The sequence below is a fragment of the Sphingomonas sp. NY01 genome (assembly GCF_038809135.1).
Classification (GTDB): domain Bacteria; phylum Pseudomonadota; class Alphaproteobacteria; order Sphingomonadales; family Sphingomonadaceae; genus Sphingomonas; species Sphingomonas carotinifaciens.
The window spans coordinates 2804254-2822621 of record NZ_CP101722.1 but is presented as its reverse complement, the minus strand read 5'-3'; the positions used below and the strand labels follow the sequence as shown (position 1 = coordinate 2822621).

Annotated in this window: 17 protein-coding genes; 12 read left to right on the top strand and 5 right to left on the bottom strand. The window is 67.8% G+C overall.

The features are described 5' to 3' along the window. Positions 1-169 precede the first annotated feature (169 nt). The 5 genes from NPJ82_RS13710 to NPJ82_RS13690 all read left to right on the top strand — a co-directional run bounded on the left by NPJ82_RS13710 (position 170) and on the right by NPJ82_RS13690 (position 6825). The gene (locus NPJ82_RS13710) at positions 170-1357 is read left to right on the top strand and encodes an N-acetylmuramoyl-L-alanine amidase (protein ID WP_235903842.1); all 1188 of its coding nucleotides are present in this window, start codon (positions 170-172) and stop codon (positions 1355-1357) included. Positions 1358-1406: 49 nt separating this feature from the next. Then, a complete protein-coding gene (locus NPJ82_RS13705) occupies positions 1407-2348 on the top strand; it encodes a rhodanese-related sulfurtransferase (RefSeq protein ID WP_342657696.1) in 942 nt (313 codons plus the stop codon). A 45-nt stretch (positions 2349-2393) separates the two neighbouring features. Further along, positions 2394-4877, top strand: a complete 2484-nt coding sequence (locus NPJ82_RS13700) for a transglycosylase domain-containing protein (RefSeq protein ID WP_342657695.1) — start codon at positions 2394-2396, stop codon at positions 4875-4877. A 90-nt stretch (positions 4878-4967) separates the two neighbouring features. After that, positions 4968-6095, top strand: coding sequence for a peptide chain release factor 2 (prfB, locus tag NPJ82_RS13695; protein WP_112381296.1), 1128 nt, complete (start codon positions 4968-4970; stop codon positions 6093-6095). Position 6096: 1 nt separating this feature from the next. Continuing rightward, positions 6097-6825, top strand: a complete 729-nt coding sequence (locus tag NPJ82_RS13690) for a methyltransferase domain-containing protein (protein WP_342657694.1) — start codon at positions 6097-6099, stop codon at positions 6823-6825. On the opposite strand, the gene NPJ82_RS13685 is transcribed toward NPJ82_RS13690, so the two are convergent. Then, positions 6817-7287, bottom strand: coding sequence for a JAB domain-containing protein (locus NPJ82_RS13685; RefSeq protein WP_342657693.1), 471 nt, complete (start codon positions 7285-7287; stop codon positions 6817-6819). The genes NPJ82_RS13690 and NPJ82_RS13685 overlap by 9 nt on opposite strands. On the opposite strand from NPJ82_RS13685, the gene NPJ82_RS13680 reads away from it, so the two are divergent. The 6 genes from NPJ82_RS13680 to NPJ82_RS13655 are packed head-to-tail and all read left to right on the top strand — an operon-like array spanning position 7286 to position 13315. Continuing rightward, positions 7286-8080, top strand: a complete 795-nt coding sequence (locus NPJ82_RS13680) for a thymidylate synthase (RefSeq protein WP_112381293.1) — start codon at positions 7286-7288, stop codon at positions 8078-8080. The genes NPJ82_RS13685 and NPJ82_RS13680 overlap by 2 nt on opposite strands. Beyond that, the gene (locus NPJ82_RS13675; protein ID WP_342657692.1) at positions 8077-8547 is read left to right on the top strand and encodes a dihydrofolate reductase; all 471 of its coding nucleotides are present in this window, start codon (positions 8077-8079) and stop codon (positions 8545-8547) included. The genes NPJ82_RS13680 and NPJ82_RS13675 overlap by 4 nt, the downstream gene beginning before the upstream one ends. A 22-nt stretch (positions 8548-8569) precedes the next feature. Then, a complete protein-coding gene (locus NPJ82_RS13670; RefSeq protein WP_342657691.1) occupies positions 8570-9496 on the top strand; it encodes a bifunctional riboflavin kinase/FAD synthetase in 927 nt (308 codons plus the stop codon). Positions 9497-9545: 49 nt separating this feature from the next. Continuing rightward, positions 9546-12413 (top strand): isoleucine--tRNA ligase, encoded by a 2868-nt coding sequence (gene ileS / locus NPJ82_RS13665; protein ID WP_342657690.1) that lies wholly within the window; start codon positions 9546-9548, stop codon positions 12411-12413. Further along, entirely contained in the window at positions 12406-12912 is a 507-nt protein-coding gene (gene lspA / locus NPJ82_RS13660; RefSeq protein WP_342657689.1) for a signal peptidase II, read from the top strand. The genes ileS and lspA overlap by 8 nt, the downstream gene beginning before the upstream one ends. Continuing rightward, the gene (locus NPJ82_RS13655) at positions 12905-13315 is read left to right on the top strand and encodes a DUF3035 domain-containing protein (protein WP_112381288.1); all 411 of its coding nucleotides are present in this window, start codon (positions 12905-12907) and stop codon (positions 13313-13315) included. Before lspA ends, NPJ82_RS13655 begins: the two co-directional genes overlap by 8 nt. A 76-nt stretch (positions 13316-13391) precedes the next feature. On the opposite strand, the gene NPJ82_RS13650 is transcribed toward NPJ82_RS13655, so the two are convergent. From NPJ82_RS13650 to NPJ82_RS13635, 4 genes are all read right to left on the bottom strand, one after another. Continuing rightward, entirely contained in the window at positions 13392-14216 is an 825-nt protein-coding gene (locus NPJ82_RS13650; RefSeq protein WP_149681010.1) for a TorF family putative porin, read from the bottom strand. A 187-nt stretch (positions 14217-14403) separates the two neighbouring features. Further along, a complete protein-coding gene (locus tag NPJ82_RS13645) occupies positions 14404-15696 on the bottom strand; it encodes a mechanosensitive ion channel domain-containing protein (RefSeq protein ID WP_342657688.1) in 1293 nt (430 codons plus the stop codon). Continuing rightward, positions 15693-16886, bottom strand: a complete 1194-nt coding sequence (gene metC, locus NPJ82_RS13640) for a cystathionine beta-lyase (RefSeq protein ID WP_342657687.1) — start codon at positions 16884-16886, stop codon at positions 15693-15695. Before metC ends, NPJ82_RS13645 begins: the two co-directional genes overlap by 4 nt. Before the next feature lies 1 nt (position 16887). Beyond that, a complete protein-coding gene (locus NPJ82_RS13635; protein WP_342657686.1) occupies positions 16888-17727 on the bottom strand; it encodes a sulfurtransferase in 840 nt (279 codons plus the stop codon). A 97-nt stretch (positions 17728-17824) separates the two neighbouring features. Here NPJ82_RS13635 and queF point away from each other — a divergent pair, with 97 nt between their 5' ends. Then, positions 17825-18271 carry a preQ(1) synthase gene (gene queF, locus NPJ82_RS13630; RefSeq protein ID WP_112381756.1) on the top strand — a complete coding sequence of 149 codons (447 nt, stop codon included), beginning with the start codon at positions 17825-17827 and terminating at the stop codon, positions 18269-18271. The last annotated feature ends 97 nt before the right edge of the window (positions 18272-18368 follow it).

The following is an 18368-nucleotide window of genomic DNA, read 5'->3' as shown; positions in this document are numbered from 1 at the left end:
GCGGCTGCCGGCAAGAATTTGCCGAATGACGGATTAACCCCATTCCGCAACCCTGGAGACAGGTAGGCAGGTTATACTCTCCCGATCGATCCCAGGGTCGAAAAAGGGTAATGCGTTGATGGCTTTTCTCTGGACCGTCAGGACCAGATCGCGGCATGACCGAAGGGGCATGGCGACGCTGCTGGTTTTTCTCCTCGGGTGGTTTCTGCCCGGCCCCGCGCTCGCCGCGGTGGTGGAGCGCGTGAGCGTGGCGGAGGGGCGGATCGCGATCCGCTTCGACGGCGCGGTGAAGCGCGCGCGAAGCGTGATGCTGGGCGAGCCGCGGCGGATCTCGGTGGACGTAGTGGGTGCCTCACCCGGGCATCTGCGGGTCCGCGACGGCTTCGTGCGCGCAGTGGAGCAGCAGCGTATCGCGCCGGATACGACGCGCATCACCTTCCAACTGGCGCAGGACGCGGTGGTGCATGACGGCGGCTTTGACGGGGAAGGACGCGAGCTGACGCTGTCGCTCCGGGCGGTGCCCGCCGGCTATACGCAGGCCAGTCTGGGTGGAGCGCTGGACTTCTTCCCTTTCCGTTTCGGCAGCGAACCGCGCTACAAGCTGTCCATCCCGGTGCCGCCGCCCACCAAGGCGCAACCATTGCCCAAGGTCGCTGGCAACGACAACCGCCCGCTGGTGGTGATCGATGCCGGGCATGGTGGCGTCGATCCCGGCGCGATCAATCCGGAAACGGGCCTGCGCGAAAAGGACGTGACGCTGAAGATCGCCAAGGCGATCCGCGACAAGCTGTTGGAAAGCGGGCGCGTGCGCGTGGCCCTGACCCGCAGCGACGACCGCTATCTGGTCTTGCGCGAACGATATGGCATCGCACGACGCCTGCATGGGGATTTGTTTATATCGGTGCATTGTGACAGCGTGGGGTCCGGGGAGGCGAGCGGGGCGTCGGTTTACACGCTGTCCGAGGTGGCGTCCGACAAGGAGGCGGCGCGGCTGGCGGCGCGGGAGAACAAGGCGGACGTCATCGCAGGCGTCGACCTGGGGGACGAGGCAGCGGACGTGTCGTCGATCCTGATCGACCTGGCGCAGCGCGAAACCATGAACAATTCCGCGGGGTTCGCCCGGTTGCTGGGGCGCGAGGCGCGGCCGTTGATCCCGACCAAGACGGTGTTCCACCGCATGGCGTCGCTGATGGTGCTGAAGGCCCCCGACATGCCCTCCATCCTGTTCGAGACCGGCTATATCTCCAACGCGCGCGACGCAGCGTTCCTGGACAGCCGCGAAGGGCGCAACAAGATCGCCGAAAGCGTCACGCGCGCCGTGGAGATCCATTTCGCGCGCAAGATGGCGGCGCGCTGACCGGCGGAGGTGGATAAGCGCGACCGGAGGCCGTAAAGCGCCGCGCATCATGATCCGCGTCTGTGCCCTGTACCGCTTTGCCGCCTTTCCCGACCCTGCCGCGCTGCGCGCGCCCCTGCTCGCCGCAGCCGAGGCAGCGGGGATCAAGGGTACCCTGCTGCTGGCGGGCGAGGGCATCAACGGCACCATCGCGGGCAGGCATGACGGCATCGAGGCGGTGCTGGCGCATATCCGGGGCCTGCCCGGCTGTGCCGACCTGGAGGTAAAGGACTCGACCGCCGAGACGATGCCGTTCCATCGCCTGAAGGTGCGCCTGAAGGCCGAGATCGTGTCGATGGGCGTGGCCGGCATCGATCCGACGCGCGAGGTGGGCACCTATGTCGCACCGGCCGACTGGAACGCCCTGATCGCGCAGCCCGACACGCTGGTGATCGACACGCGCAACGATTACGAGGTCGCGATCGGCACCTTTGCCAACGCGGTCGATCCGGGCACCGCGAGCTTTCGCGATTTCCCCCAGTGGTTTCGCGACCACCGCGACGCATTGCTGGCAGGCAAGGCCCGCGTCGCGATGTTCTGCACCGGCGGCATACGGTGCGAAAAGGCGACCGCGTTCCTGAAGGCCGAGGGGGTGGATGCGGTCTATCACCTGGACGGCGGCATCCTGAAATATCTGGAAACCGTGCCCGAGGCGGAGAGCGCATGGGCCGGCGAATGCTTCGTGTTCGACCACCGGGTCGCGGTGCGCCACGGACTGGAACAGGGCGAGCATCAGCTATGCCATGGCTGCCGCATGCCGGTCAGCCCGGCCGATCGCGCGTCGCCGCTGTACGAGGAAGGCGTGTCCTGCCCGGCCTGCCACGGGCAGCGCGACGAGGCCACGCGCGCGGGCGCGGCGGAGCGCCACCGGCAGGAGATGCTGGCGCGGGCGCGGGGCACCGCGCATGTCGGCGCACGGTTCGACGCAGCGCCGCGGCGCGACGACCGCTGATGGGTGGCAAGCGGGTGCGAACCTGCTACACGCCGGCGCGGTAACATGGCGTCCGATCCTTCCTCCACCGCATCCCCGACCCCGCGCCGCCGCCTTTTCGCGCGGTGGTGGGTCAAGGCGCTGGCCGCGCTGGCGCTGCTTGCCGCGATCGGTGCGGGCGTGTTCTGGCTGATCTTCATGCGCGACCTGCCCTCGGTCGATGCGCTGAAGGCCTATGAGCCGCCGCTGCCGACGCATGTGCGCGGCATCGATGGCGCGCCGATCCAGTCCTATGCGCGCGAGCGGCGGGTGGAACTCTCCTACGCCGAATATCCGCCGATGCTGATCCGCGCCTTCCTGGCGGCGGAGGACAAGACCTTTTTCGAGCATGGCGGCGTCGATTATCCGGGACTGGCCGGTGCGGTGCTCGATTATGTGCAGAAGTTCGGCAGCGGCCGGCGCGCCAAGGGCGGATCGACGATCACCCAGCAGGTCGCCAAGAACCTGTTGATCGGCAACGAATATTCGCCGACGCGCAAGGTGCGCGAGGCGATATTGGCGTACAAGATCGAGGATACGCTGACCAAGCCGCAGATATTGGAGTTGTACCTCAACCAGATCGCGCTGGGCCGCAACGCGTTCGGCGTGGAAGCGGCGGCACATGCCTATTTCGACAAGGAACTGGACGAACTGACGCTGGGCCAGCTCGCCTATCTGGCGATCCTGCCCAAGGGGCCGTCCAATTACGATCCGGTGCGCCATCCGGACCGGGCGCTGGCGCGTCGCAACTATGTGCTCAGCGAAATGCTGAGGAACAACTTCATCACGCGCGCGCAATATGAAAGCGCCAATGCCGAGCCGCTGGGCACCGTGCTGCGCCGCACGTCGAAATACGAGACGGTGGGCGGCTATTTCGTGGAGGAGGTGCGCCGGCAACTGCTCGACAAGTTCGGCGAGACGGCCAAGGACGGGCCGTACAGCGTCTATTCGGGCGGTCTGTGGGTGCGGACCTCGCTCGACACGCGGTTGCAGGACCTGGCGGCCAAGGCGCTGCGCGACGGCCTGATCCGCTATGACGGCGGGCGCGGCTGGTCCGGTCCGATCCGCCATGTCGATATCGACGGTGACAAATGGCTCCAGGCGCTGCTGAACACCAATATCGGCGTCGATTACGAGAATTGGCGCGCGGGCATCCTGATCGCGCGCGAGGGATCGGACTGGTCGATCGGCTTTGCCAACGGCCGCACCGGCACGTTGCCGCGCGCCAATGCGCAGATGCCGGTGCGCGGCAAGGGCGGCACCGCGTTCGCCGCGTTCAAGGCCGGCGACATCGTCGCGGTGGCGCCGTCGGGCAGCAGCTTCGCATTGCGGTCGATCCCGCGCATCTCCGGCGGCTTCGTGGTGGAGGAACCGGCGAGCGGCCGGGTGCTGGCGATGCAGGGCGGGTTCGACGCGCGGTTGCAGGCGTTCAACCGGGCGACGCAGGCGCAGCGCCAGCCGGGATCGACGATCAAGCCGATCGTCTATTCCGCCGCGCTGGACAATGGCATGACGCCGGCGTCGATCGTGGTCGACGGGCCCTTCTGCGTCGATCAGGGCGCACGGCTGGGCACCAAATGCTTCCGCAATTTCGGCGGATCGCGCGGGGCGGGGCCGCACACGATGCGCTGGGGCATCGAGCAGTCGCGCAACCTGATGACGGTGCGGACCGCCGCGACGGTGGGGATGCCGCGCGTGGTGGCGACGATCAAGAAGATGGGGATCGGCGATTTCCCGCCCTATCTGTCCTATGCGCTGGGGGCGGGGGAGACGACCGTTTCGGCGATGGTCAATGCCTATGCGATCCTGGCGAACAACGGGCGCGGCGGGGCGCCCAGCCTGATCGATTTCGTGCAGGACCGTCACGGCAAGGTGATCTGGCCGGAGAACTGGCGCGCCTGCGACCGCTGCAACGCGGCCGATTATGACGGCAAGCCGATGCCGCGCCCGCAGGGCCGGCAGCGCCAGGTGCTGGATGCGATGACCGCGTTCCAGATGGTGCACATCACCGAGGGCGTGATCCAGCGCGGCACCGCCACCGTGCTGCGCGACCTGGACCGGCCGATGTTCGGCAAGACCGGCACCAACAACGGCCCCACCGACGTGTGGTTCATCGGCGGCACGCCGCAATTCGTCGGCGGCCTGTATATCGGGTACGACTCGCCGAGGAGCCTGGGCGGCGCGGCGCAGGGCGGCACGCTGGCGGCGCCGATCTTCAAGCAGTTCGCGGTGAAGGCGTATGAAGGGATGGACAAGCTGCCCTTCCGCGCGCCGGCCGGCATCCGCATGGTGCGGATCGACCGCGGCAGCGGGCGGCCGGTCTATGGCACCTTCCCGACCGGCAACGATCCCAAGCCCGCGGTGATCTGGGAAGCGTTCAAGCCGGCCAGCGAGCCGCGCCGCGCGCGCCGCCGTGCCGGCCCGGCCCCGACCGCGACGCCGACGACCACGCGCACCGACACACCACCGCGCGACAGCGACTTCTTGCAAAGAGAAGGCGGAATCTACTAGCGCGCTTACCTATATATTGCCGGCCGTGCGGCCGATCCCGTCCGCGACGTCTCGCGAACCGGGCCGCACGACCACATAGGAGAATAGTTCATGCGCGCCGAAGCGCAGGCTCATGTCGATTCGATCAACGAAGCGCTGGCGCTGCTGCGCCAATCCCTCGATTGGGACCGCGCGCTGCGTCGGCTCGACGAATTGAATGCGCGGGTCGAGGACCCGACGCTGTGGAACGACGCCAAGCAGGCGCAGGACGTGATGCGCGAGCGCCGCCGGCTGGACGAGGCGATCGGCGCGACGCGCGCGATCGAAAGCGAGATGGCGGGCACGGTCGAGCTGATCGAGCTGGCCGAGGCCGAGGGCGACCAGGAACTGGCCGACGAGGGTGCCAAGTCGCTGGCCGAACTGGCGCAGCGGGCCGAGGCGGACAAGGTGAAGGCGCTGCTGAACGGCGAGGCCGACGCCAACGACACCTATCTGGAGATCAACGCGGGCGCGGGCGGCACCGAGAGCCAGGACTGGGCCGAGATGTTGCAGCGCATGTACACGCGCTGGGCCGAGCGGCACGGGATGAAGGTGGAACTGGTCGACTATCACGCGGGCGAGCAGGCGGGGATCAAGTCCGCCACGCTGCTGGTGAAGGGCGAGAACGCGTATGGCTATGCCAAGACCGAATCGGGCGTGCACCGGCTGGTGCGGATCAGCCCGTACGACTCGTCGGCGCGGCGGCACACCAGCTTCTCGTCGGTGTGGGTCTATCCGGTGATCGACGACAATATCGAGGTCAACTACAACGAAAGCGACCTGCGCATCGACACCTACCGCGCATCGGGCGCGGGCGGGCAGCACATCAACACGACCGATTCGGCGGTGCGCATCACGCATATCCCCACCGGCATCGTCGTGCAGTGCCAGAACCAGCGTTCGCAGCACAAGAACAAGGCGGAGGCGTACAACCAGCTGCGCGCCCGCCTGTACGAGCGCGAACTGGCCGAGCGCGAGGCGGCGGCGAATGCGCAGAACGCCACCAAGACCGATATCGGCTGGGGGCACCAGATCCGCTCCTATGTGCTGCAGCCCTATCAGCTGGTGAAGGACCTGCGCACCGGCGTGACCTCCACCGCGCCCGGCGACGTGCTGGACGGCAAGCTGGACGATTTCATGGCCGCCGCCCTGTCGCAGCGCGTCACCGGTGAGACGGTGGCGGTGGACGACGTCGACTGAGATGCCGCGCGTGCGCGCCCTTGTGCTTCTGGCCCTCGCCCTTGCCGGGTGCGACGGGTCCAAGCCGCTGATCAAGAACGAGCCCGACAAGCCGGGCCCGTTTCCCGCGGCGGACCGGCCGGTGGCGCATATCGTGTCGTCGCGCTGGTCGAACGAGGATGCGCGCGACCGGCTGCGCGAGGCGGATACGGTGATGAACCGCGCCAATATCCGCCCCGGCATGACGGTGGCCGATATCGGCGCGGGCGAGGGCTATTACACGGTGCGGCTGGCCGCGCGGGTCGGCGCGGAGGGGCGCGTGCTGGCCGAGGACATCATGGCGGACACGCGCGACAGTCTGGCCGAGCGGGTGGCGCGCGAGCGGCTGGACAATGTGAGCGTGCGGCTGGGCGAACCGGCCGACCCCAAGCTGCCCGACAACAGTTTCGACCGGGTGCTGATGGTCCACATGTACCATGAGATCGCGCAGCCCTATGAATTTCTGTGGCGGCTGTTCCCGTCGCTCCGCAAGGACGGGCTGGTCGTGGTGGTCGATGCCAAGCGGGCGACGCGCGACCATGGTACGCCGCCCGCCCTGCTGGAATGTGAGTTCGAGGCGGTGGGTTTCCGGCAGGTGGCGATGATGGAGATGCCGTCGGCCGGCGGCTATCTGGCGACCTTCCGCGCGGTGGGGCCGCGGCCCGAACCGGAGGCGATCCGGCCGTGCAGGATGCAGCAGGGTTCAGAGTAGCCCTTCGTCGCGAAAGCTGGTGACGCAGGTGGGCGTGACGATCCGGTGTTCCGCCAGCCGGATGCCGAGCGTGTCGAGCCCCGTGGCCAGCCGGCGGGTGTAGCGCAGGTCGGCCATGCTGGGGCGGGGATCGCCGTCCGGGTGGTTGTGGGCCAGCATCACCGCGACGGCGCCGAACAGCAGCGCGTCGCGCGCGATGCGGCGGATCGGCAGGTGCACGCCGTCAGCATGGCCGGCGACGTGGCGCAGCGCCAACAAGCTCCATTGCGGATCGAAATAGCCGATCGCGGCCAGCTCGAACCGGGCATCCGCCAGCCCGCGGTGCAGCGTTGCGGCCGTGATGGGGGGTGTAAGGCGGGGTAGGGGCGGCACCCCCCGCCGTGCCGGGACGCGCAGCGCGGTGCACGTGCAAGCCCAACCATAATGGACGAGCGCGCCGCGTGCCGCTACGCGGAGAGCCATGCGCCAGTATCTTGATCTCATGGAGCGCGTGCTCAACTCCGGCAGCCGCCAGATGGACCGGACGGGCACGGGCACGCTGTCCGTCTTCGGGCACCAGATGCGCTTCGATCTGCGCGAAGGCTTTCCGGTGCTGACCACCAAGAAGCTGCATCTGCGATCGATCATCGTCGAGCTGCTGTGGTTCCTGCGCGGCGACACCAATGTGCGCTGGCTGCAGGAGCGCCGGGTGTCGATTTGGGACGAGTGGGCGGATGCCGAGGGCGATCTCGGGCCGGTCTACGGCAAGCAGTGGCGCGACTGGGTGGCGGCGGACGGGCGGCATATCGACCAGATCCGGGAGCTGGTGGAACAGATCCGCACCCAGCCTGCCTCGCGCCGGCAGATCGTGACCGCGTGGAACCCCGGCGACCTGCATGCGATGGCGCTGGCGCCGTGCCACTGCCTGTTCCAGACGCATGTCGCGGACGGGCGGCTGTCGCTGCAACTGTATCAGCGATCGGCGGACATCTTTCTGGGGGTGCCGTTCAACATCGCCTCCTATGCGCTGCTCACCCATATGCTGGCGCAGCAATGCGGGCTGGAGGTGGGCGAGTTCATCTGGACCGGCGGCGATTGCCACCTGTACCTGAACCATCTGGAGCAGGCGCGCACGCAACTGGCGCGCGAACCGGGCGCGCTGCCGCGGCTGGAGATCACCCGCCGGCCGGATGCGATCGACGGGTATGAGGCGGAGGATTTCGTGCTGCACGATTATGTGGCGCAGGCCCATATCAAGGCGCCGGTGGCGATATGATCGTGATGGTGCTGGCCCGCGCGGAAAACGGCGTGATCGGGCGCGACGGGGCGCTGCCCTGGCACATCCCGGCCGACCTGAAGCGTTTCAAGGCGCTGACCATGGGCAAGCCGATGGTGATGGGGCGCAAGACGTTCGAAAGCTTCCCCGCGCCGCTGCCCGGGCGGCGGCATATCGTGTTGACGCGCGATCCGGCGTGGCGGGCGACGGGCGCGGAGGTGGCGCATGATGTCGAGGGGGCACTCGCGCTGGCGGGCGGGGGCGAGGTCGCGGTGATCGGCGGGGCGGAGGTGTTCGCGCTGTTCGAGGCACGGGCCGACCGGATCGAGCTGACCGAGGTGCATGGCGCGCCCGAAGGGGATGCGGTGGTGCCGCCGTTCACCGGCTGGCGCGAGGTGGCGCGCGAGGATCACGGCGCGGAGGGCGACCGGCCGGCGTACAGCTACGTCACGCTGGTGCGCGGGTGACGGGCGTTCTATAGCGCGCGCCATGCAGCGTCTTGACGGTGACGCGCCCGTTCCGCCGATGCTGGCCGGCGGGATCGTCGCGCTCGGCAATTTCGATGGGTTTCACCTCGGTCATCAGGCGGTGGTCGGGGCGGCGGTGGCGCGCGCGCGGGGCGAGGGGCGGCCGGCGATCGTCGCGACCTTCGACCCGCATCCGGTGCGCCTGTTCCGGCCCGACACGCCGCCTTTTCGCCTGACCACGCTGGCGCAGCGCGCGCGGTTGTTCGCGGAGGCCGGTGCCGATGCGATGGTGGTGTTCCGCTTCGACGCGGCGCTGGCGGCGCTGTCGGCGGAAGCGTTCGTCACCGAGCGGCTGATGGAGCGCTTGCGCGTCGGCGGGGTGGTGACGGGGGAGGATTTCACCTTCGGCGCACGCAAGAGCGGGAATGTCGCGATCCTGCGCGCGCTGGGTGCCGTGCACGGCTTCTCGACGCAGGCGATCGGGCCGGTGACGCTGGACGGGGAGCCGGTATCCTCCAGCCGCATCCGCGCGCACCTGCGCCTGGGCGAGGCGCGCGCCGCGGCACGGCTGCTGACCCGGCCGTTCGCGATCCAGGGACTGGTGCAGCACGGCGACAAGGTGGGGCGCACGATCGGCTACCCCACCGCCAATGTCGATATGGGCAAATATCTGCGCCCGGCCTACGGCATCTATGCGGTGCGCGGGCGGCTGGCGGACGGACGCGTGCTGGACGGCGCGGCCAATCTGGGCATCCGGCCGAGTTTCGACCCGCCCAAGGAATTGCTGGAGCCGCATTTCTTCGACTTTGCCGGCGACCTGTACGGCGAGCGGATCGAGGTGGAGCTGGTCGACTATCTGCGGCCCGAGGCGAAGTTCGACAGCCTGGACGCGCTGGTGGCGCAGATGGATGCCGACTGTGCCCGTGCCAGAGCGATTTTGCAGGCCTGATTCTGGAGGGCTGACGGCGCCCGGCAAAGCCGCTAAGGGCGGCAGACTTATGACCGACACGCCCGAGGCCGCCAAGGATTGGCGCGACACCGTCTTCCTGCCGAAGACCGATTTCCCCATGAAGGCCGGGCTTGCCGCCAAGGAGCCGGCGATCCTGGAGCGCTGGGCGAAGATCGGGCTGTACCAGCGGCTGCGCGCCGAGCGGCAGGGACGCGAACGCTTCATCCTTCATGACGGCCCACCCTACGCCAATGGCGACATCCACATGGGTCACGCCATGAACAAGGTGTTGAAGGACATCATCGTCCGTTCGCAGACCCTGGCCGGCAAGGACGCGCCCTATGTGCCCGGCTGGGACTGTCATGGCCTGCCGATCGAGTGGAAGGTCGAGGAAGCTTACCGCGCCAAGAAGCAGAACAAGGACGAGGTGCCGGTCGCGCAGTTCCGTGCCGAATGCCGGGCCTATGCCGACAAATGGGTCGGCGTGCAGCGCGCGCAGTTCGAGCGGCTTGGGGTGATGGGCGACTGGGCCGACCCGTATCTGACGATGACCTATGCCGCGGAGGCGACGATCGTCGGCGAGCTGTTGAAGTTCGCCGAGTCGGGGCAGCTTTATCGCGGCGCCAAGCCGGTGATGTGGTCGCCGGTGGAAAAGACCGCGCTGGCCGAGGCCGAAGTCGAGTATGAGGATATCGTCTCGACCCAGATCGATGTCGGGTTCGAGATCGTGGAAGCGCCGAACGCGCCGGACCTGGTCGGCGCACATGCGGTGATCTGGACGACGACGCCGTGGACGATTCCGGTGAACCAGGCTTTGGCTTATGGCGAGGACGTTGAATACGTACTGCTGCCGCACGAGGGCAAAAGGTATTTAGTCGCGCAACGACTGGCGCAGCAATTTGCTGATCGGGCTGGCTTGGGTATCGTTGACGTTACCGAGTATTTTGATCGGTTTATCGCTGATCACGGCAGATTCGTGTCTGGCGCTGATCTTGCCGGCGCCGTCGTCCGCCACCCGATGCACGCGCTCGGCGGCTTCTTCGCCAAGCCTCGGCCGATGCTGTCGGGCGAATTCGTCACCACCGATGCGGGTACGGGTCTGGTCCACATGGCGCCCGATCACGGCGAGGACGACTTCCTGCTGTGCAAGGCGCATGGGATCGAGCCGGTGTTCGCAGTCGATGGCGCGGGGCTGTACCGCGCGGACTGGGCCTGGCTGGGTGGCCAGGGATCGGTGATCAACAAGAAGTTCGTCGCATCCGATGGGCCGATCTGTTCGGACCTGCGCGATGCCGGCGCGCTGCTGGCGGCGTCGGACGACTTCAAGCACAGCTATCCGCATTCGTGGCGGTCCAAGGCGAAGGTGATCTTTCGCGCGACGCCGCAGTGGTTCATTCCGATGGACCGCGCCGAGCAGGCTGAGCGCGCCGCTCCTGTCCTGACCACCGGTGACCCGGCCGACCTGCAACTTGGCCATGCCCAGGGCAACCGTGCCACGCTGCGCGAAACCGCGCTGGATGCGATTGGGCGGACGCGGTGGGTGCCGGCGCGCGCCGAGAACCGTATCCGGTCGATGGTCGAAGGGCGGCCCGACTGGGTGATCAGCCGCCAGCGCGCCTGGGGCGTGCCGATCGCGCTCTACGTGCACCGCGCGACGGGCGAGTATCTGAACGATCCGGCGGTCAATGCGCGGATCGTGGAGGCCTTCCGCGAAGGCGGGGCGGATGCATGGTTCACCGCTGATCATCAGGCGCTGCTGGGCAGCGGCCATAATCTGGCCAAATATGAGCCGGTCAACGACATTCTCGACGTGTGGTTCGACTCGGGTTCGACCCATGCCTTCGTCGTGGAGGCGCGGTTCGGCGAGGGGACGCGCGCGAACCTGTATGTCGAAGGGTCCGACCAGCATCGCGGCTGGTTCCAGTCGTCGCTGCTGGAGAGCTGCGGCACGCGGGGGCGGGCGCCTTATGACGCGGTACTGACCCACGGCTTCGCGCTCGACGGGCAGGGCCGCAAGATGTCCAAGTCGCTGGGCAACGTCGTCGATCCGTTGAAGGTGATCGGCGAGTCGGGTGCCGACATCCTGCGCATCTGGGTCGCCTCCGTCGATTATTTCGAGGATGTACGGATCGGCAAGGAAGTGCTGGCCACCGCATCGGACAGCTATCGCAAGCTCCGCAACACTTTCCGCTATCTGCTCGGTGCGCTGGACGGGTTCGCGGAGGAAGAGCGCGTCGCGGTGGAGGCGATGCCGGAGCTGGAGCGCTATGTGCTGGCGCTGCTCGGCCAACTGGACGCCGAATTGCGCTCGGCGGCGGATGCGTTCGAGTTCAACCGCTACTTACGCGCGCTGACCGATTTCGCGAACGAGGACCTGTCGGCCTTCTTCTTCGATATCCGCAAGGACGCGCTCTACTGCGATGCGGCCGACTCGCTGCGCCGTCGTGCCTATCGCACCGTGCTCGACACGCTGTTCCATGCGCTGGTCCGTTATGCCGCGCCGATCATCTGCTTCACCGCCGAAGAGGTGTGGCAGGCGCGCTATCCGTCCGAAGACGGGTCGGTACACCTGCTGGAATGGCCCGAGCTGCCGGCATTGCCGGGCGACGATGCGCTGTCGACGCGCTGGGCCGAGGTGCGGTTGCTGCGCACGCGGGTGACCGAGGCGATCGAGCCGCTGCGCCGTGAAAAGACCGTGCGGTCGTCGCTGGAGGCGGAGGTGTCCGTGCCGGCGCTGCCGCTGGCCGAGGATGCGCTGGCCGAGGCGTTCATCGTCGCGGCGGTCCGCCCCGGCGACGGTGTGAGCGTGTCACGCACCGATTACGCCAAGTGCGGGCGCTGCTGGCGGCACCTGCCCGAGGTGAGCGCCGATGGCGGCCTGTGCGACCGGTGCGACGCGGTGGTGTCGCATGGCTAAGCTTCCCCGTACCGGGCTTCTCGTCGCGCTGGCGCTGTTCATCGCCGACCAGGCGAGCAAGCTGTTCGTCACGCAGGGGCTGGGCATCCGCTATCTGGGTGACGTGCGCGACGTGCTGCCGATCTTTGCGCTGCGCTTCGTGCCCAATTACGGCATCTCGCTGGGGCTACTGACCGCGGACGGGACGTTGCAGCGCTGGGCGCTGGTGGCGTTGACCAGCGCGATCGCGGTGGGCGTGGCGGTGTGGATGACGCGCGAGCGCAACCGGGCGGACCAGATCGCGCTGGGATGCGTGCTGGGCGGGGCGCTCGGCAATATCCTGGACCGGGCGCGGCTTGGCTATGTGGTCGATTTTGCCGACCTGCACTTCGGTGAATGGCGTCCCTTTTTGGTCTTCAATGTCGCCGATGCGGCGATTACGATAGGCGTTCTGGTTCTGCTGGTCCGCGCCCTGTTGGTGCGCGACAAGGCTGCCCCTGTGGAGAATAGCAATGCGTAAGTTGGTGCCCGTGATCGCAGGTCTGTCCTGCGCCGCGCTGCTGGCGGGCTGTGGTGGCCGTGGGGGTCTGGACCGGGCGCGGCCGGACGAGTTCGCGGTGGCGCGCCAGGCGCCGCTGGTGATCCCGCCCGATTTCGCGCTGGTCCCGCCGCAGCCGGGTGCCGCGCCGCAGGCGACGGGCGGGCAGCAGCAGACGCTGGACGCGCTGTTCGGCGGCCGGGCGCAGCGCAGCGCCGGCGAGCAGGCGGTGGTTGGCGCCGCGGGCGACGATGCGGCGGATGCCGGCATCCGTTCGTCGGTGGGCGATCCCGAAACCAATGTGGTCGACAAGGGCACCACGACCCGCGACATCGTGGCGGCGCCCGAGGGTGACGGCCAGGACGCACGCGCCGGCGCCCAGTAAGCTTTCCAAGGCAAACGAAAAGGGGGCGGCTTCCGCTATGGGAAGCCGCCCCCTTTTTCGCGTCCTGCCGACAGGATCAGAACGCGGCGGTCAGCGAGAACAGCACGGTGCCGTTGGCAATCGACTTGCCGCCCGGTTCCTGGAACTTTGAGAAATTCGGCTGGAGATAGGCGGATTCGGCGCGGGTGATGTCGGTGTCGATATAGGAGACGTTGAAGGTCAGGTTCTTGTATGCGACCACGTCGGCGCCGACGCCCCAATCCCAATATTCGCCGGTGGGGGCCAGGCTGGTGCCGTTGGGGCCGAGGCCGGGATTGCCGTCCGAATAGCCGATATGCGCCTTCAGCGTGACGGGCGTGTTGGGGACGGCCACGACGCCGTCGCCGGTCAGATAGACATTGTGCTGGCGCTGGCCGCGGCTGAACGGGGTGTTGGAGAAATTGCCGAGCGAGGTCTGCTTGGGCGCGTAATAGACGCCGGCGGTCAGCGTGGCGGGCCCCGCGACGCCGGACAGGCGACTGAAGAATTCCACCACGTCCGACTCGGACGCGCCGCCCGGATAGGTGTACCAGGTCACGCCCGCATCGACGGTGGCGGAGCCGACCGTGGTCTTGTAGCCGCCGATCGCATCGAGTTCGAGGTTGGCGCCGCCGAACGTGCCCCATCCGGCGAGGTTCGAGGCGAAGGTGCCGATATAGAAGCCGCTTTCATGGGCGACGGTCAGTGCGCCCTGTACGGCGGCGTTCCTGTTGGTCTGGGATATGCCGCGCAGGCGATAGTCGGTCAGCACCGCGACGCTGCCGCTGACCGTGATCGGCTCCGGCGGGGCGGTGTCCTGGGCGAAGGCGGGGGTGGTGGCCGCCAGCATGAGGCCGCCCAGGAGTAGAGTGGAGAAGCGCATCGTTTCCCTTCCAAACGGAGAAGTCGATGTTCTCACCTGCATATCGCCGGATGCAGCGTCTGTTGGCGGCTGGAAGCCGCCTGCGCTGTCTATTCGGCGATGTCCGATTTGTGACAGCGGCTGTTGCGGTGCACAAGACGATTCTTGCGTCGGTACGCTTGGGACGTAACCGGATGTTGCGCCGGGGTCACAGCGGCGGCAGCGTGTCTTTCGGGGGGTGTGGCGCGGTGCGGATGTGCACGTCGCGCTGCGGATAGGGCAGGGTGATGTCGTGCTCCTTGAACAGCCACCAGAGCCGGTTCAGCACGTCGGAGCGGACATTGCCGACGCCGCTCTCGGGATCGCTGATCCAGGCGAGTATCTCATGCTCCAGCGCATAGTCGCCATAGGACATCAGCCAGATGGTGGGCTTGGGGCTTTTCAGGACGCGGGGCGATTCGGCCGCGGCGCGGAGCATGAGTTGCTGGGCCAGGCGCAGGTCGGCGTCATAGGATACGCGAACGGGGATGCGGACGCGCACGTTGCGGTCGGAATAGGACCAGTTCTCCACCTCCTGCGTCATCAGGTTCTCGTTGGGGATCAGGTGTTCCTTGCCGTCGCGGGTGACGATGGAGACGGCGCGCACGCCGATCTTGTTCACCCAGCCGATCTCCTGCCCCAAGGCGATGACGTCGCCGGGCTTGATCGAGCGGTCGAGCAGCAGGATGATGCCGGCGATGAGGTTGCCGATGGTCTTTTGCAGGCCGAAGCCGACGGCAAGGCCGAGGCCGCCGGAGAAGATGGCAAAGGTGGTCAGGTCGATTTCGAGGAGGTCGGTGCCGAAGAAGAAGGCGGCGACGACGATGGCGATGCTGGCGAGCTTCTGGCCGAGCAGGCGCTGCGTGGGGTCGAGTCCGCGGGCATGGGCGATCCAGTGTTCGACCACGCGGTTGGCGAGCCGGACGACCGCGTAGAGCGCAACGACCGTGACCAGCATAGTGACGAGCAGCATCAGCGAGAAGCGGCGGGTGCCGATGTTGAAGCCGATCGCCTCCAGCACGCGGATGATGGGGGCAAGGCCGCCGACCGCCTGGCTGAACAACCCCACGAACAGCATCGCCGCGGCCGTCCACGCCATCCACCGCGGCAGGCCGAGGCCGCGCAGCATCTGTACCGCGGCCAGCGCCGCCGTCACGCCCAGAGCCAGCCCGATCGGTGCCTGCGCCCAGGGCGACCAGCGCCACGCCGCCGACAGGATCGCCAGCAGCACGGCCGAGGTCAGATAGCGGGTGATGGTGCAGAGCCGGCCGGCGACAAGCTCGCCATGATTGGCCGCGTGGCGCGTCCAGAAACCGGCGAAGCGCGGGCCGGCGACGCGGCCCGCCACCGTGCCGGCGCCGAGCATCGCCAGCATCAGCCCGGTGGCGATCGCCGCCTCGATCCCCTCGGCCCGCGACGGGAGGTCGAGCCCGTTGGCCTGAAGCCATTCGGGAAGCGTCATCCCAGCGTCGCGCGGAACCGGGCCAGCCCGCGATCGAGATCGGCGATCAGGTCGGCCGTGTCCTCCAGCCCGATCTGGAGGCGGACGATGGGGCCGGCGAATGTGGTGCGCGCCACCGAGCGGATGCGACCGACATCGACGGGCGTGGCGAGGCTTTCGAAGCCGCCCCAGCTATAGCCGATGCCGAACAGTTCGAGCGTATCGATCAGCGCCGCCCGCGCCGCCTCGCCGCCGCCGTTCAGGACAAAGGAGAAGAGGCCGCTGGAGCCGGAAAAGTCGCGTGCCCAGATGTCGTGGCCGGGACAGGTGGGAAGGGCGGAGTGCAGCACCTCGGCCACCTCGGCGCGGTCCTGCAACCAGCGGGCGATGGTGAGCGCGCTTTCCTGATGCCGGTCGAGCCGCACGGCCATGGTGCGCAGGCCGCGGCTGCCCAGCCAGCTATCGTCCGGGCTGGTGACCTGGCCAAGCTGGAAGCTGGTATCGCGCAGCGCCGCGAAGCGGCCGGGTGCGGCGGTGACCGAGCCGAGCATCACGTCCGAATGGCCGACGATATATTTGGTCGCGGCCAGGATGCTGTAATCCACGCCCTTGTCGATCGCGGAAAAGAACAGCGGTGTCGCCCAGGTATTGTCGAGCAACGTGACGATGCCGCGCGCCTTCGCCACCGCGACGATGGCGGGCACGTCCTGTACCTCGAAGGTCAGGCTGCCGGGGCTTTCCATGAAGATGGCACGGGTGCGGTCGCCGATCAGGTCGGCGATGCCGGCGCCGATCAGCGGATCGTAGAAGCGGGTGGTGATGCCGAAGCGGTCGAGCAGCGACGCGGTCATCGCACGGGTCGGCTCATAGGCACTGTCGACCATCAGCAGTTCGTCGCCGGGCGACAGTACCGCGAGCAGCGCGGCAGCGATGGCGGCGACGCCGGAGGGGTAAAGGAAGGTCGCCTCCGCCCCCGGCTCCAGGCTGGTCAGCGCATCGGCGAGCGACCACTGGGTGGGCGTTCCGCGACGGCCGTAATAGAGACGGTGATGCGTGTCGCGGCCGGCACTGGCGCGCAGATCGGCGATCGAGTCGTAGAGGATGGTCGAGGCGCGCCAGACGGGCGGGCTGACGATGCCGGCGGTCCATTCCTTGCGCCGGCCGGCCTGTACCACGCGCGTGGCCGCACCCAGCGTATCGTCGTCCTTCATGTCAGTCCTTTGCCTTTGGCGTGTCGGGATGGCTGCCCCATTCGGCCCAGCTACCGTCATAGACGACCATGGCGTGCCCGAGCAGATGGGCGCCGAAGGCCAGCACGGTGGCGGTGATGCCCGAGCCGCAGGTGGCGACGATGGGGCGGTCGAAATCGACGCCGGCCTCTGCAAAGGCGGCCGCGAGGGCTTCGCCGCGCTTCCACCGGCCATCCGGTTCGAACAGCCGGGCATAATGGAGGTTCTGCGAACCGGGAACGTGGCCGGGGATGACGCCGGCGCGCGGTTCCGGCTCCGCACCGGCAAAGCGGGCGGGCGAGCGGGCGTCGATCACCTGTTCGGCATCGCTGGCGAGGTTCGCCTGCATCTGGGCAAGGGTTCGCAGGTGCGCGGCGGGCGGATGGGCGACGAAGCGGCCGGGGGCGGGGGCGGGTGCCGCGCCCTGTTTGATCGGCAGGCCGGCTGCTCGCCAGGCGGCGAGACCGCCGTCGAGGATGGCGACGTTTGCCGCACCGAAGCTGCGCAGCATCCACCAGCCGCGCGCGGCGCTGTGCAGGGGAGACTGGTCGTACACGACGATGCAGTCGTCGGTGCCGATGCCGAGGTCGGCCATTGCGGTGGCAAAGCGCTCCGGCGAGGGCATCATCATCGGCAGGCTGGTGTCGGGATCGACCAGATGGTCGAGGTCCATGAAGCGGGCACCGGGAATATGGCCGTCGTGAAACAGACGCCGGGACTGTTCGCCGCCGGGATCGCCGAGCAGGTGGGTCGCATCGAGCAGGCGGATGCCCGGATCGTCCAACAGCGCCGCCAGCGCCTGCGGTGTCAGCAATGCGTCCATCGTCACCTCCAGCGCGAAAGTCCCTATCGGGCCTGTCCGTCGCCGTCGATAGGAAGCGGGCGTTGGCGTCGGGCGCGACAGGCCCTACATGGCGGGCATGAATCCCATGCATCTTGGACAGACCAGCACGCTTCCCGCCAGCCCGGACGAGGCGGTGCTCGACTATGTACCCAATCCCCGGCCCGGCAGGACGTATCTGGTGCGTTTTGCGGCGCCGGAATTCACCTCGCTCTGCCCCGTCACGGGCCAGCCGGATTTCGCCCATCTGGTTATCGATTACGTTCCCGGCGAGACGATCGTCGAGTCCAAGTCGCTGAAGCTGTTCCTGGGCAGCTTTCGCAACCATGCCGGTTTCCATGAGGATTGCACGGTCGGCATCGGTGAGAGATTGTTCAACGAAATGAAGCCGGTATGGCTGCGGATCGGCGGGTATTGGTATCCACGCGGCGGCATTCCGATCGACGTGTTCTGGCAATCGGCGGCGCCGCCTGCCGCGCTTTGGCTGCCGGATCAAGGCGTTTCTGGGTATCGCGGCCGCGGCTGATCGCAGGGGCCGCGCGGCTCATCCTGCATTGCAACAGAAATGCAACCAACCCCGTCCTCGACTGTTCATCCCTCCGCAAGGTTTCGGGCAGGTTCAT